Annotated in this window: 19 protein-coding genes; 11 read left to right on the top strand and 8 right to left on the bottom strand. The window is 59.1% G+C overall.

What is annotated here, in order from left to right; genetic code table 11:
- Window positions 1-280 (bottom strand): aminopeptidase P family N-terminal domain-containing protein (locus tag HL45_RS15890; protein ID WP_368085945.1); only part of this gene is annotated, 280 nt, incomplete at its 3' end.
- Window positions 281-403: 123 nt separating this feature from the next.
- Here HL45_RS15890 and HL45_RS15885 point away from each other — a divergent pair.
- Both HL45_RS15885 and HL45_RS15880 read left to right on the top strand, forming a co-directional pair.
- On the top strand, window positions 404-1654 hold the full coding sequence (locus HL45_RS15885; protein ID WP_084157047.1) for an AI-2E family transporter: 1251 nt from the start codon (window positions 404-406) through the stop codon (window positions 1652-1654).
- Between the two features lie 133 nt (window positions 1655-1787).
- Window positions 1788-2468, top strand: coding sequence for a DUF7504 family protein (locus tag HL45_RS15880; protein ID WP_049972178.1), 681 nt, complete (start codon window positions 1788-1790; stop codon window positions 2466-2468).
- Window positions 2469-2482: 14 nt separating this feature from the next.
- Here the strand turns inward: HL45_RS15880 and HL45_RS15875 are convergent, their stop codons facing one another.
- Window positions 2483-2761, bottom strand: a complete 279-nt coding sequence (locus tag HL45_RS15875; protein ID WP_049972177.1) for a hypothetical protein — start codon at window positions 2759-2761, stop codon at window positions 2483-2485.
- Between the two features lie 29 nt (window positions 2762-2790).
- On the opposite strand from HL45_RS15875, the gene HL45_RS15870 reads away from it, so the two are divergent.
- The gene (locus tag HL45_RS15870) at window positions 2791-3072 is read left to right on the top strand and encodes a hypothetical protein (protein WP_049972176.1); all 282 of its coding nucleotides are present in this window, start codon (window positions 2791-2793) and stop codon (window positions 3070-3072) included.
- A gap of 17 nt (window positions 3073-3089) precedes the next feature.
- Here HL45_RS15870 and HL45_RS15865 read toward each other — a convergent pair whose 3' ends face one another.
- From HL45_RS15865 to HL45_RS15855, 3 genes are all read right to left on the bottom strand, one after another.
- Entirely contained in the window at window positions 3090-3830 is a 741-nt protein-coding gene (locus tag HL45_RS15865; RefSeq protein ID WP_049972175.1) for a CPBP family intramembrane glutamic endopeptidase, read from the bottom strand.
- Window positions 3830-4798, bottom strand: a complete 969-nt coding sequence (locus HL45_RS15860) for an NAD-dependent epimerase/dehydratase family protein (protein ID WP_049972174.1) — start codon at window positions 4796-4798, stop codon at window positions 3830-3832. The genes HL45_RS15865 and HL45_RS15860 overlap by 1 nt, the downstream gene beginning before the upstream one ends.
- Window positions 4799-4896: 98 nt before the next feature.
- Window positions 4897-5577 carry an MBL fold metallo-hydrolase gene (locus tag HL45_RS15855; RefSeq protein ID WP_049972173.1) on the bottom strand — a complete coding sequence of 227 codons (681 nt, stop codon included), beginning with the start codon at window positions 5575-5577 and terminating at the stop codon, window positions 4897-4899.
- A gap of 102 nt (window positions 5578-5679) precedes the next feature.
- On the opposite strand from HL45_RS15855, the gene HL45_RS15850 reads away from it, so the two are divergent.
- Window positions 5680-6123, top strand: coding sequence for a hypothetical protein (locus tag HL45_RS15850; protein WP_049972172.1), 444 nt, complete (start codon window positions 5680-5682; stop codon window positions 6121-6123).
- Here HL45_RS15850 and HL45_RS15845 read toward each other — a convergent pair.
- Window positions 6120-7220 carry a PQQ-dependent sugar dehydrogenase gene (locus HL45_RS15845; protein ID WP_049972171.1) on the bottom strand — a complete coding sequence of 367 codons (1101 nt, stop codon included), beginning with the start codon at window positions 7218-7220 and terminating at the stop codon, window positions 6120-6122. The two genes, HL45_RS15850 and HL45_RS15845, sit on opposite strands and share 4 nt — an antisense overlap.
- Before the next feature lie 123 nt (window positions 7221-7343).
- Window positions 7344-7805, bottom strand: a complete 462-nt coding sequence (locus HL45_RS15840; protein ID WP_049972170.1) for a hypothetical protein — start codon at window positions 7803-7805, stop codon at window positions 7344-7346.
- Window positions 7806-7902: 97 nt separating this feature from the next.
- Here HL45_RS15840 and HL45_RS15835 point away from each other — a divergent pair, with 97 nt between their 5' ends.
- The 4 genes from HL45_RS15835 to HL45_RS15820 all read left to right on the top strand — a co-directional run bounded on the left by HL45_RS15835 (window position 7903) and on the right by HL45_RS15820 (window position 9955).
- Window positions 7903-8634, top strand: coding sequence for a sporulation protein (locus HL45_RS15835; protein ID WP_049972169.1), 732 nt, complete (start codon window positions 7903-7905; stop codon window positions 8632-8634).
- Window positions 8635-8747: 113 nt separating this feature from the next.
- On the top strand, window positions 8748-9083 hold the full coding sequence (locus HL45_RS15830) for a thioredoxin family protein (RefSeq protein WP_211250881.1): 336 nt from the start codon (window positions 8748-8750) through the stop codon (window positions 9081-9083).
- Window positions 9084-9181: 98 nt separating this feature from the next.
- Window positions 9182-9433 (top strand): Sec-independent protein translocase subunit TatA/TatB, encoded by a 252-nt coding sequence (locus HL45_RS15825; protein ID WP_049972167.1) that lies wholly within the window; start codon window positions 9182-9184, stop codon window positions 9431-9433.
- 138 nt (window positions 9434-9571) lie between these two features.
- Window positions 9572-9955 carry a hypothetical protein gene (locus HL45_RS15820; RefSeq protein ID WP_049972166.1) on the top strand — a complete coding sequence of 128 codons (384 nt, stop codon included), beginning with the start codon at window positions 9572-9574 and terminating at the stop codon, window positions 9953-9955.
- Between the two features lies 1 nt (window position 9956).
- Here the strand turns inward: HL45_RS15820 and ggt are convergent, their stop codons facing one another.
- Window positions 9957-11627, bottom strand: coding sequence for a gamma-glutamyltransferase (gene ggt, locus HL45_RS15815; protein ID WP_049972165.1), 1671 nt, complete (start codon window positions 11625-11627; stop codon window positions 9957-9959).
- An 86-nt stretch (window positions 11628-11713) separates the two neighbouring features.
- Between ggt and HL45_RS15810 the strand changes: the two genes are divergently transcribed.
- From HL45_RS15810 to HL45_RS15805, 3 genes are all read left to right on the top strand, one after another.
- The gene (locus HL45_RS15810; protein ID WP_049972164.1) at window positions 11714-12370 is read left to right on the top strand and encodes a DUF1028 domain-containing protein; all 657 of its coding nucleotides are present in this window, start codon (window positions 11714-11716) and stop codon (window positions 12368-12370) included.
- Between the two features lie 101 nt (window positions 12371-12471).
- Window positions 12472-12615 (top strand): hypothetical protein, encoded by a 144-nt coding sequence (locus tag HL45_RS22020; protein ID WP_233274812.1) that lies wholly within the window; start codon window positions 12472-12474, stop codon window positions 12613-12615.
- A gap of 140 nt (window positions 12616-12755) precedes the next feature.
- Window positions 12756-12965, top strand: coding sequence for a hypothetical protein (locus tag HL45_RS15805; protein ID WP_049972163.1), 210 nt, complete (start codon window positions 12756-12758; stop codon window positions 12963-12965).
- The last annotated feature ends 8 nt before the right edge of the window (window positions 12966-12973 follow it).

Here is a 12973-nt window from a genome sequence, read left to right as displayed (position 1 = left end):
CGACGTCGCCGACGAGTTCGAGCGGATCGTCCCCGTCACTCCACGTTCGGATGTCGGACACCCACGATTCGTCGGCGATTTGCTCGCCGTACATGTCCGGGACGACGAAAACGGGGTCACCGGAAACCGGGACGAACAGGAGGAGGTGTCGTTCTCCGGGGTGTTCTTCGAATCCGGAGACGTAGAAGAGATTCGTACTTGGGAACAGAACGGCGGCGTCGGCATCGACCGTTCTGAGTCGCTGTTGACACCGACGGGTTCGTTCCGCGAAAGCGTCCATCATGGATGATGCTGTCGCGGGGTGTGCGTAAATATCTCACTTATTCGGCGGTTCGTGCGGGATTGGTTTTTCGTGCTCTACCGACCCGGAGCCATATACGCCTGAGAACCGTAGCTCTGTGCGATGAGTGGAGAGGAGGGGCAACTGCGCGAGCGTGCCCGTCTGGCGTGGTGGGTCGTCGGCGTCGCTTTCGGAGTGGTAATGTTGTTCGTTTTCTACGCCTTCGCGGGGACGTTCGCACTCGGTCTGTTCATGTACTACGCCACGCGGCCCATTTACGACCGACTGGAAGCGCGACTGGGCTATCCGGGCGTCACCGCAATCGCGTCGCTGTTCGCAATTTTGCTCCCAATCCTCCTGTTGGTCGCCTACGCCGTGGCGGTCAGCGCGCTGGAAGTCGTGAGAATCGCGGGGAACTCGATTGCTGGCTACGAGGGCGTGCTTCAACCGTATCTCGACCTGTCGTCGCTGACGGTTCGCCCACAGCGAATACTCGAACTCGCACGCGAAAATCGAAGCGTGTTCACCCAACTTGGCGGGACGGAACTGCTCGGTGGCGTTGCAAACATGGCGAGCGCGTTCGGACTCACGCTTTTGCAGTTGTTCGTCGCGCTGGCGTTCGCGTTCTACCTGCTCCGAGACGACGACAAACTCGTTCGGTGGTTTCGTCACCGAATCGATGGCGAGCAAGAGACGGTCTACACCTACGGAAAGGCGGTCGATAGCAACCTCCAGACGGTGTACTTCGGAAGCATCCTCCACGCATTCGTCATCGCGCTCGTCGCCGGAATTGCGTACAACCTCGCCAACGTTGTTGCCCCGGCGGGCCTGTCGATTCCGCTCCCAACTTTACTCGGACTGCTGACGGGAATCGCCAGCCTCGTGCCACACATCGGGACGAAACTCGTCTACGTTCCAATCGCGCTGTTGCTCCTCGTTCGTGCGCTCGGCGACGGAATTACCGCCCTCTGGTTTCCGCTCGCGTTCGTCGTGGGGGTCGTCCTCGTGTTGGATGTCGCGACGGAAGCAATCATCAGACGCTACACAGGAGGAAGAACCGTACACGTCGGCCTGATGCTGTTCGCATACATTTTCGGCCCGTTGCTGTTCGGATGGTACGGACTGTTTATCGGGCCGTTACTGCTCGTACTACTCGTGCAGTTCAACCGTATCGTGCTTCCGGAACTGATGCAGGGGGAGTCGATTCCGGCGGCGTATGCGGGCACTGATTCCGTGTCCGGCGAACGCGCGGCGGTGGACGAATCGGAAGTTCGGGATGAACTGGACGGGCAGGACGAATCAGAAACGGAGTCGAACAAAACGAAGGCGAGGGAAACAGAGCCAAGCGGAACAGGGCCGAACGGGGGGCGATGAAAGCTGACCGAGGAAACTGCGGACGGACGGCCGTGCAGTATGCCGAGAATAACCGAAACATCATTAAAAGGATCCATAATTTTTCTTTAAATTAGTAAGAGCTTTATTATTATCCGTCGGAGTGTCAGTACAGATGCCATTCGTGCGAGAGGGCGGTCGGAACGAGGATGACTGCGACTTCGACATCGCGCTACAAGCCTTGAAACGACAGGGATGTACCCTGTTGGTGACGGGTGCGGTGCCGGAGTACGTCACCGCGCAAGCGACACAGCGACTGCTCGGCGACCCGCACCGTGACCGCAAACGACTCCTCGTGTTTACCGATGCGTCTCTCAAACACGTAGAGCGCAGTCTCCCGCCGAACGTGCGACGAAGCGACGAGAGCATCGAAATCATCGAATCTACCGGAGACGACCGTTCGATACCACCGGAAAGCCAATTCATCGGAACTAGCGACTGCGAGGTCGGCCGTCTGCAAGACGAACTCGCGCACGCAATCAGCCACTTCGATACCGTTGCCGACGGACTCGACCCTGCGGAACTCAGAGTCTGCATCGACTCACTCGAATCGATACTCGAAGCCAACGACCGTCCCGAAACGATTCGATTTCTTCGCGGGACTTCGGCGCTGGTTCGCGGCGTTCGCGGCATTCAACACGTTCATCTCCCCGTATCGGACGAATCGCCGGTAGTAACGGAACTGTCTCCGCTGTTCGACGCGCGTATCGAACTCCGAAAACGGGACACGCTGGTTGCAGAACAACGGTGGCACGTTCCGGGACACGACATCACGACGACGTGGTCACAGTTGTAGCGTAGCCGTGAGTATCAGTACTGTTCTCGTTCCAACTCCTCCAGATGGTGTCGGATACGCTTGAATTTGGAGACATCTACGAAAGCGTACTCCGCGCCGCCGAAGAAGGAATCCGGGATTTCGGAGTCGGTCAACAGCAGTTCGGGGTCTGCATCGACGTGGTTCACCTTTTCGAAGGGGATGACGCGAGCAAGCGGTGGGTCATCGTTAAGGCAGACCACGGCGTTTTTTTGCACGAGTACGGCGTCGTACTCCTGTGCCTCGTATTCGTCCACTGCGAAAACCGTCGGCATGGGTAGTTCGACGTGGAGTGGGATATTAAATGGACGCAACGGAACTCGACCGACGACTGCGCGAGGAGTTTGACCCGCCCGAGGGAGCGCGACGAGTAGTCGTTCGACAGGCGCGCGACCTCGTCGATTCGGGCGAGTATCGAACGGACGCTGGCGTCGAACTGACCGCGGAAGCAATTATTTCGAATCTACGAGACGCTCCCGAAGAGCAGTCGCTTCCCGAAAAGTGGAACTGGTGGATGGGGTCGCTGGGTATCGCATACGGCGGTTACACGGAGTTTCTCATCGTCCGATGGGAGCGAACGAACTGAGAAACGAAGGCGAGAAATCAGGAGGGAAGTTGGCCGGTCGTCATCAGATACGCCAGTCCGAACTGAAGTGCGTTGAACGCGCCGTGAATCAGAGACGGAACGACGAGATTTCTCGTGTACTCGTAGGCCGCACCGAGAATCGGCGAAAGGACGAACAGGATGCCGAGATAGACGAGGACACCCGTATCTTGGCCTTGCAGCGAAAAGACGTGGACGAACGCGAAGATGAGACTCGCCAGCGCGATGGCGGGCCAGCGGCCGAACGATTCGCGGAGTCGTTCCTGAACGACTCCGCGATAGAGCAGTTCCTCACCCGGGCCGATAAGCAGGAACGAGAGCGGAATCAGGAGGAGAAAAACTCGTGGGTCTTGCTCCCCGAGCGTGGCGATTTCGTTCTGTGCCGACTGGATGCCGAAGGTTGCGAGGACGATAGAGACAGCGATGAGGCCGCTGTAGAAGACGACGAAACCACCGACAGTCCAGCCGAAATCGCGGATGGTCGGAACTCGAACCTTGATGTAGTCGAACCCTCTGCCGGTGTATCGCAAATACGCCAGCGCGAACAGGCCGAAGGCGACACCTTGTCCCATGACGATTGAAACGGCCACCGTGAGAGACGGCCGGTCGAGGACCGGAACGCCGACCGCGAGAAGCACGCCTGCGGCGAACAGGACGAGAACGACGGCGAACGCATAGCCACCGAATCCGAGACCGATGGCGGCGAACAGCGCCCGCGAACGCCGATTCCACAGTTCCATTATCGTGCCCCCTCGAACCACGCGACAGTTCGGTCGATGCCCGTTTCGTAGTCGATCTGTGGTTCGAATCCGTCTCGTTCTCGAATCGCATTCCCGTTCATCGTCGTATCATGTGTGAAAACGTGAATAATTTCGCTCAGTACCTCGATTCGATCGCTGAACAGGGCACCGCTCCGAAGCAGCCACGTCGGAAGTCCCCTGACTCGTCCGTTCGTTCCGACCATATCGTAGACCTTTTGCGCGAAAGCGCTAACCGTCGTCGGTTCAGTTCCGACGGTGAATCGGCGGTCGGCCTCGACCCACCGCGACGAGTCCTCACGGAACGAATCGGCCACGGAAATCAGCGCGCGGGCCGCGTCCTCGATGAAGACGAACTCGTGTGGAACGTCTACAGGAGCGGGAAACAGCACGTTTGTATCGGCGATGGGACGTTCGAACAACGGGCGCGCGAGGTCGTTGGTCACACCCGGGCCGTAGAAATCCGGCAGGTGGACGACCGTCGCCGGAAACGGCGCTCGAAACAGCATCTCTTCGGCCTCGGCTTTGATTCTCGCCACGCGGGACGGGGGGTCGATTGGTGTGTCGGGCGAAATCGGTGGCGCTTCTGTCAGGGATTCTCGAACCGCAAACACCCACGTATTTCCGGGGTAGACGACGTGCGTGTCGGCATCACCGATGGCGGCGACCAGCAGGCGCGCCGATTCGAGCGTGTGATAGTAGTTCGTGAGCGGGACATTGATGCAGTGAAAAACTACGTCCACGTTCCGAACCGCCCGGCGCACGTTCAGCGGAGTGAGAACGTTTCCGCGAACGATTTCGACGCGAAGGCTCGGGAAGCGCTCGCGGAAGCGTCGTTTGCTTCGGACGAACACCCGTATCTGGTCGTCCGGGTTCGATTCCAGCAGTCGTTCGACGACGGCACTCCCCAGTGCGCCAGTCGCCCCTGTGACGAGATAGCGTACCCCCATTCGACTCTCCGAAGTATGATTCGGCTTCGAGGGTACTGACCTTTGTGTAAGAAAAGTTTTATTTTCGGCAAGGAGGAATTTCGATTTCGTGACGCTCGTCACAGCCGACGGACGAGGTTCAAAAGCACGTCCGAACCATCGCGCAGAATCGGCGTCCCGTGGCCCATACAGAGCACGTCGATTGTCGGAACCAATCCGGCGAATCGGCGGATACTCCGTCGAATTTCGTGAGTGTCGTAAGAGTCCCACCATTCCGGGGGCGTCAGCGCGCCGTTGCGCTCCCAGACGAGGTCGCCGACCAAGCCGACTTCCAAATCATCGTGAACGTAGACGGTATGTCCCGGATTGTGGCCCGGGGTGTGATACGCCCTGAATCCACCGATTTCTGCGCCGTCTTCCAACGGCAGGATTTCGAACCGCTCCGGAATCGGGACGAGCACGCGAGCGAGGCGATGGAACGCCCCCTTGTGGTGGAACAACGGCGGGTCGTAGGTTCCGGAAAGCAGGTCGGCATCGCGCTGGCCGACGAACACGGGCGCGTCGAGGTCGGGCAGGTTTCGAAGGCCGCCGATGTGGTCGATGTCGTAGTGCGTAACCAGCACGCGGTCGATGTCCGCGACTTCGTAGCCCGCGTCACGGAGTTCACGGCGCACGCCGAACCACGGCAGGCCCGCATCGACCAGCGTCACCTCGCCGTCGTCCACGAGAAAGGCGTTCGCACCGAAGACGGGAAAACCGAGTTCGAGCAACCAGACGCCTCTCGTGAGTTCCTGCGCCATACATCCGCTACGGCGGACAGTGACTTAACACCCGGAGGCCGAATCGGCGAGAAAAGCAACCGCGTCGAAACGCCTTCCCACGTCGAAGGCTAACCGTACGCCATGCGCGTCAAAGCCGTCGGTGCGGGCGTGCTGGTCGAACTCCTCGCGGTTGCGGTGGGTGCGACCCTCCCGCTCCCACCGGACGTCCGAATAGCCGCCGCACTCGCGCTTCTCACCGTCGGACTTGTCGGCGGCTACGTCGCCGGACGAGTCGCCGGTGGAAACTGGCGCGATGGTATTCGCCACGGCCTGTTCGCCGGAGTCGTCGGCGGTATCGCACTCGCGCTCGTTCTCGGCTACACCATGGCGACGCCGGGGAGTGAGGTCGGCGCGCTCTGGGGGTTAAACTACCTCATAGCGACGAGCGGAATTCCGACCGATTTGGCCGCGGTGTACGACCGACAACTCGGAATCCTATTTCCCGCATTGGCGGCGCTGCTGGTCGCAATCGAAGGCGCGGTCGCAGGTGGTGCGGCCGGAAGCGTCAGTGTGGAACCGCCCTAAGGCGTCCACCGGAATATTCGGTCGTCCTCGCTCGCCGGTGACCCGCGACCGTCTCGGTTGCTCGTGGTGAAGTAAAGACCGTCTGGGCCAGCCACGACGCTTCGGATGCGGCCGAACTCACCGTCGAACAGTCGCTCGTCCGATTCGACCGTTCGGCCGTCGGAATCGAACGTGACTCGGTGGAGGTGTTCGCCCGCCAGTGCGCCGAAGTAAAACGCCCCGTCGTAGAACGCGGCACTCGCGGGGGCGATTGTCGGAGTGTACGACGCGAGCGGGTCGGTGAATGGCGGGTCGTCGCTCTCGCCGGTAACGACCGGCCAGCCGTAGTTGTTCCCTGCCTCGATACGATTCACTTCGTCGTCCGTGTCCGGGCCGTGTTCGGTGCTGTAGAGGACGCCCGTTTCCGGGTGGAACGCGAGTCCTTCCGGATTCCGGTGGCCGTAACTGAACACCGCTCGTTCGCAGTCGGGAACCGACCCGTCAGGTTTGAGTCGCAGAATCGACCCGTGAAGTGTCTCAGGGTTCTGAGCCATCTCCGGTTCGTCCGCATCACCGACCGTCGCGTAGAGGTAGCCGTCCGGCCCGAAGGCGAGACGTCCACCCGTATGTCGCTGTGCGCCGGGAATACCGTTGAAAATCACGGCTTCGCGTTTGAGTTCGCCGTCTGCGAGACGGTAGCGAAGAATTCGCTGTGAAATTCCCTCGTTCTCGTACGTTTGGAAGAGAAATACGGTCTGCGTGGTCGGGAACTCCGGATGGAGCGCAAGACCGAGCAGGCCACCTTCGCCGACGACGTTCGTGTCATCGATTTCGGCGAGCAGTTCGACGCCGTCGGAACCGAGTCGGTTGACGCGACCGGTTCGTTCCGTAAAGTAGAGCGTTCCATCGGGAGCGAAGTCGGTACCCCACGGAACTTCGAGGTCGGTGGCGACTGCCTCAACCGCAGAGTCTTGCTGTGCGACTCGACCGTCGAGTTCACTGATTGGGGAGGAAGTCGTTTCGGGGTCTGCCCCGGAGGTTGTGTTGCCGGTTACGACGCCAACCGAGAGGAGGACACCCGTGCTGGCGAGAACCTTACGTCTGGTACTGAGTGGCACGAGGGGAACGATACAGCTTACCGAGTTTAATTTTTTGGCTGATTGCTTTGATTTATTTTATGAATTGTTGGAGATGTGCCGAGCCGTATTGCACTATTCCACACACATCTACGAACACGGAATCTACTTGAGTTCGACCGAAACCGCGGTTTCCGGGTCGTTCGCTCCGCGAACGTACCGATTGTGACCATCACGAACCACATCGAAAACCCGGAACGAAATTACTAATCGACCTGCCGAAACCGTCGCCCGGAGAACCGGGCCGCGACTGGTTATCGCAACGTATGGTGGCGCGGGAACCGGCGCGGCCTGCATCGAGAATCCGCCAGCGGATATCGCTCCGGAGAGAACCGTCGGGAACTCCGCCAGCAGACCGTATTCGCGGAGTGTGCGTGAAAGCGGTTCGACAACCGCCTCTCGGTCGGTCGTCGAACGTTTTCTGTTGGTTGTCACATTCGTTTCGTCAGCCGTCGCCTCGTCGTTCCACGACTCGGCGACGGAATCCGCACAGCAGAGGAGAGACGTGACAGTTTCCGTGTGCTCCGAGAGGACGTATCTTCGGGCGGCTAGTTCCGGGTCGGTCATCGTTCGAAAACGAGTTATGGGAGTACAAAGTCGTGCCGAACGATAGCTACCCACATTGAGAAAACTTATATCCGAAATGGACAGAACTACCGATGGAATGAAACGAATCCTTTCCCGCGTTGGAGTTGGCTCCGCTCGCGTCGATACCATCCTCCCCAAAACTACGCTCACCGCAGGTGAGTCGGTCGAAGCCGAAGTTCACGTCGAAGGTGGTACGACAGAACAGGAAGTCGATGCAATCTACTTCGCCCTGCTGACTCGATACAAAACCGATGACAGCACCAGAACTGGCGTCATCAACAAGTTCCAAGTCGCCGACCCGTTCACTATCGGCCCGGACGAGGAGAAGACCTTCCCGATTACCATCGACGTGCCCGTCGATACGCCCGTGACGGTCGGTCGGACGAACGTCTGGCTCGAAACCGGTTTAGACATCGACTGGGCGGTTGACCCCGACGACGAAGACCCGGTACAAATCGACCCCGGCCCGCAGCTTTCGACGTTCCTCGACGCGCTGGATTCCCTCGGCTTCACGCTCCGAACCGCCAAATGCGAGAAAGCGCCGGGAAGCATCTTCTCGGGCAAGTTCGTGCAGGAATTGGAGTTCGTTCCCCACTCCGGGCCGTTCTCGGGCAAACTGGACGAACTCGAAGTCGTTCCGACGGAAACCCAAAACGGATTGGAAGTTAAGTTGGAAATCGACCGACGAGGCGGTCTGCTCGCCGAAATGGCGGACATAGACGAGCGATGGACACAGCTTTCGTTTACGAACGAGAGCGTGAGCCAAATCGAATCGAAACTCCGTACCGAAATCGAGCGACACGCCTGACTGACGCGGTCAGCCGCGTTCCGTAAACATCCTCTATTAGGAGAGAACAACGATTCAGTCGTTCTCTCCTGAAAATCGAACGCGACAAATGCGGTCGCTTCGTATCCTCGACCGTGAGCGACAGCCCCGAAAAGCCGCTTCGAGTGGAAGATGGCGATGACCTCGCCGAGGTCATCGCCGACCACGACCTCGTGTTGGTCGATTGCTACACGAAAGGATGCACGCTTTGTCAGGCCATCGAACCGGTGGTCGGCAACGTGGCTCGCGTAACCGACGCAACGGTGGTGATGGTCAACCCCGGAAACGACCTCTCGCTGGTGGAAGAGTACGATATTCGGAGCGTTCCGACCCTCCTCCTGCTCGAAGACGGCGACCTCATCGGGCGAATGGCGGAGGGCTTTCAGGGAACTGAGGCAGTGGTGAAGTTCGTAGAAGAAACCACGAACTGACTGCTCGATTTCGTGCGTTACTTTTACACAATATGTATGTTATCATCTATCGAAGGGCAAAAAGCCTATAAATACCCACGTGTGATTGTTTATCACAGATGGTAGTTGAAACGATTCCGCTGTTCGGGCCAATTCCCGGTGGGATGGAACTCGCGGTGATTCTGCTCATCGCAGTCCTTCTCTTCGGTGCTAACAAGATTCCAAAACTCGCACGCTCGACGGGCGAAGCGATGGGCGAGTTCAAGAAAGGGCGTCAGGAAGTCGAGACCGAACTCCGCGAGATGCAGGAGTCCGACTCGACGACCGAGACGAGAAACGATTCGGCCGTCGAAGCGGACGCGGAAGTTTAAACGGGTTCGGGGGGACTGGGAACACCCGGCCCGACGGTGTTTTTCGAGGAAATTCGACGGTGAGTGACGACGATACGAAGACGGCAATCTCGCCGCCCGACCACAACGGAAAAGTCACTCACCCGCCAACAGAAGGGTATGGCCGACGACACGACAGAGGCAGACGGCGAGGAATCGAGCGAGAGTTCAGCGGAGTCGGGGTCGGGACTCAAAACGCTCTTGCTCCTCGGATTTTCGTTCATCGCGGGCTACCTTTTCGCAAAGAAGGGGAGCAAGCCGAACCTGCGCGAAGAACTCGGCGACCTCGGGCGGAGCGGCGGGCCGATGGAAATCGAAATCGAAGATACGGACAGCAGTTCCGAGGCGGAAGACGACGAATGGGACGTGGAGGAAGCGGAAGACGACGAAGGTGAAGAGGCCGAAAGCGAAGACGGAGAGGAGACGGAAGAAACAGCGGACAAAGCAGAAACTGAAGAAGAAGAGACAGAAGACGACGAAGAAACCGAAGACGACGAAGAGTAACTCAGTAACCGGTTGCAGTCCCGTCTTTTCTCGGTTCGGTTGCGCCGGAGATCACGCCGTTTTCGTTTCGCACGATTTGCGCGCCGCCAAAGAGCGACGGCGGAAGCACTCGCACGTCGTGTCCTTTTCGGACGAGTTTCGACGAGAGATTGCCGTCAGTTCGTCCTTCGACTGCGAGCGTCCCTTCTTCTCGGTAGCGCCAGCGCGGGTAGTCCAGCGCGGCCTGTAGCGGCATGTCGTAATCCACGATGTTCGAGATGACCTGCGCGTGGCCCTGTGGTTGCATGTACCCGCCCATCACGCCGAAGGCGGCCCAGTCGTCTTCGCCGAATTTGACGAGTGCGGGAACGAGCGTGTGAAACGGTCGCTTTCCGGGTTCGAGGCTGTTCGGATGGTCTGGGTCGAGCGAGAACGACGCCCCGCGATTTTGGAGGGCAATTCCGGTGTCGCCAGCGACGAGTCCCGAGCCAAATCCGGCGAATCGGGAGTTGATGTAGGAAACGACGTTGCCCTCGTCGTCCGCAACGCAGAGCAGGACGGTGTCGGCGTCTTCCGCGTGGGCATCCGGAACACCGAAGCTCACGTCGTGGTTCGCCGTTTCACCGACGTGTTCCGCCCGTTTTTTCGCCCACGAATCGGAGGCGAGCGGCGGGATTTCCTCGTATTCCGGGTCGGTGATGTATCGGTGACCGTCGTGGAAGGCGAGTTTCATCGCTTCCGCGAAGGAGTGAACGCGCTCCGGCGAATCGAGTGGGTGGTCACCCGCACCGATTTCCTCGGCGATGTTGAGCGCTTCGAGGGCGATGAGTCCCTGATTGTTCGGCGGGAGTTCGAAAATCTCGGCTCCTCGATACGTCGTCGAAACCGGGTCGATGAACTCGGGTTCGAACTCGGTGAGGTCGTCCACCGTCAGGAAGCCGCCCTGTGACTGCACTTCTTCCGCAATTTTCTCGGCGATGTCGCCTTCGTACAGCACGTCCGCACCCTCCTCCGCGATTCGGCGAAGGCTTTCGCCGAGTCGCGGCAGTGTCATCGTTTCGCCGACTTTGGGAGCATCGCCGTCTTCCAAAAATGCTTCCCGCGCGTGGTCGGAGGTAAAGAGGCTCTCCGCACCAGTCCAGTGGGATGCGATAACTTCCGAGACGGGGTAGCCACCGATTGCGTAGTCGATAGCAGGTTGGAGCGTCTCACCGAGCGAACAGTTTCCGAGTCGTTCGACAGTCGCCTCCCACCCCCGCGCAGTTCCGGGAACAGTTACCGCGTGCGGACCGAGAAACGGCATTCCGAGGTCGTCCGTGTCGTCGGTGTCATCGACTGCATAGCCGCGGTTTTCCGGATACCATTCCGTCGGGTCGTCGTGGGTTTCGATGGCGGAACGAACGTTTTCGATGGTCGCGTCGGCGGGCGCACCGCCGCAACTTCGCATCGCGCCGACCTCGCCGTCTGCGGTTCGATAGAGTGCGAATACGTCTCCGCCAAGTCCGGTGCTCGTCGGTTCGACGACGTTGAGTGCCGCGGCGGTGGCGACTGCGGCGTCGAACGCGTTGCCCCCCTCCTGAAGAATAGAGACGCCTGCCTGCGCCGCAAGGGGTTGGCTCGTTGCGACGATTCCGTTCGGCGCGTAGGCGGTAGAACGTCGAGACGTGAACCGGTCTAAATCTGGTTTCGTCATACCATGCCATACTCGGAAGGAGGCCTAAAGTGCCCACCAAATAGTTTCGGGGGCGGGCTTAGGAGAGGCTGGTGCAATGAGAACGTATGACGTTCTCGATTTGCGTCCGTGAGGAAACAGACGAGGGAACCAGTTTCGGGGTCGCCGTTTCGACCGATGCACCGGCTGTCGGGGCGCTAGCGCCCTGTATCAACCACGATGGCGTTATCAGCACGCAGAGTTTCGTCAACGTGCGACTCGGACGGCGTGGCATCGCGCTCCTTCCCGATATCGCCGTGGACGACGCCTTGGAGGGACTGCTCGAACAGGACGACCACAGCCATCTCCGACAGGTTCACGGACTCGACGCGCGCGGCAACTCCTTCGCCTATTCAGGCGATGGCTGTGATGGCTGGTTCGGGCATCAGGTTCACGAGGAGCACGACCTGACTGTCGCCGGAAATATGCTCGTCGGCGAGGAGACGCTGGACGCAATGGTTGAAACCTTCGTCGCAGAGGACGGCGAGGACGACCTCGTTTCCCGACTCATCGACGCGCTGGCCGCCGGAAAGGAAGCAGGTGGAGACAAGCGCGGTCACACGTCCGCGGCGGTGATGGTGAAGGCTCCGCAGACGATGGCCCATCACGATTTGCGGGTCGATGCACACGAGGAACCAATCGCGGAACTCAGGAGTGTGTACGAAACCGCGAAAGCCGCGAGTGACGGATTCAGCGAGTCCTCGAAGGAGCGGATTTTCGACTGAAAATCCGCAAACAGGCGGATATTCGTTAGACATCAATTGTCATACTCATCAACTATATTTATAAATAAAAATAATATATTCATCTCGAATACATCGCTCTCATGGATTTACAACTCGACGGAAAGCGGGCCTACGTGATGGCGGCAAGTAGCGGTCTGGGTCGCACAGTCGCGGAAGAACTCGTCCGGGAGGGTGTACCGTGTGGTCATTTCGTCTCGGAATTACGGGTTCGTTTTGCCGGTTGACGGCGGATGGCACCGGCACTCGTTTTAGCTGATTGGAGGCGGAAGTACGCCGTATTTTCCGAAACGGATCGTGTCGGTCAAACATGCTAAATTTCACGCAAGATTTATCCCGCAGATACGCCTCTTGCTGAGTGTTAGCGATGAGCCTGTTCAAAAATCTCGGTCGAAAAGTCGAGGAGTTCAAGAAAACCTCCGAGTCCGTGGCGGCCGAGGAGGCGAAGTACGAGTGTGAAAACTGCGAAAAGCGGTTTTACATCGGGAAATCCGAGTGTTCAAACTGTGGTGGCCGCGTGGTTTCACTGGCCGATGAATCGGAATCGGCCAGTTCCGACGAGGAGCAAACAGAGTAGAACTCCGG

It is taken from the genome of Haladaptatus cibarius D43 (genome assembly GCF_000710615.1).
Classification (GTDB): Archaea; Halobacteriota; Halobacteria; order Halobacteriales; family Haladaptataceae; genus Haladaptatus; species Haladaptatus cibarius.
This window is presented reverse-complemented; position numbering and strand designations above follow the sequence as displayed.

Coding starts and splice junctions, on each gene's coding strand:
- HL45_RS15885 (WP_084157047.1), top strand. CDS start 404: ATGAGTGGAGAGGAGGGGCAACTGCGCGAGCGTGCCCGTCTGGCGTGG.
- HL45_RS22020 (WP_233274812.1), top strand. CDS start 12,472: ATGGATTTACAACTCGACGGAAAGCGGGCCTACGTGATGGCGGCAAGT.
- HL45_RS15870 (WP_049972176.1), top strand. CDS start 2,791: ATGGACGCAACGGAACTCGACCGACGACTGCGCGAGGAGTTTGACCCG.
- HL45_RS15880 (WP_049972178.1), top strand. CDS start 1,788: ATGCCATTCGTGCGAGAGGGCGGTCGGAACGAGGATGACTGCGACTTC.
- HL45_RS15840 (WP_049972170.1), bottom strand. CDS start 7,805: ATGACCGACCCGGAACTAGCCGCCCGAAGATACGTCCTCTCGGAGCAC.
- HL45_RS15860 (WP_049972174.1), bottom strand. CDS start 4,798: ATGGGGGTACGCTATCTCGTCACAGGGGCGACTGGCGCACTGGGGAGT.
- ggt (WP_049972165.1), bottom strand. CDS start 11,627: ATGACGAAACCAGATTTAGACCGGTTCACGTCTCGACGTTCTACCGCC.
- HL45_RS15835 (WP_049972169.1), top strand. CDS start 7,903: ATGAAACGAATCCTTTCCCGCGTTGGAGTTGGCTCCGCTCGCGTCGAT.
- HL45_RS15855 (WP_049972173.1), bottom strand. CDS start 5,577: ATGGCGCAGGAACTCACGAGAGGCGTCTGGTTGCTCGAACTCGGTTTT.
- HL45_RS15805 (WP_049972163.1), top strand. CDS start 12,756: ATGAGCCTGTTCAAAAATCTCGGTCGAAAAGTCGAGGAGTTCAAGAAA.
- HL45_RS15865 (WP_049972175.1), bottom strand. CDS start 3,830: ATGGAACTGTGGAATCGGCGTTCGCGGGCGCTGTTCGCCGCCATCGGT.
- HL45_RS15820 (WP_049972166.1), top strand. CDS start 9,572: ATGGCCGACGACACGACAGAGGCAGACGGCGAGGAATCGAGCGAGAGT.
- HL45_RS15875 (WP_049972177.1), bottom strand. CDS start 2,761: ATGCCGACGGTTTTCGCAGTGGACGAATACGAGGCACAGGAGTACGAC.
- HL45_RS15810 (WP_049972164.1), top strand. CDS start 11,714: ATGACGTTCTCGATTTGCGTCCGTGAGGAAACAGACGAGGGAACCAGT.
- HL45_RS15825 (WP_049972167.1), top strand. CDS start 9,182: ATGGTAGTTGAAACGATTCCGCTGTTCGGGCCAATTCCCGGTGGGATG.
- HL45_RS15850 (WP_049972172.1), top strand. CDS start 5,680: ATGCGCGTCAAAGCCGTCGGTGCGGGCGTGCTGGTCGAACTCCTCGCG.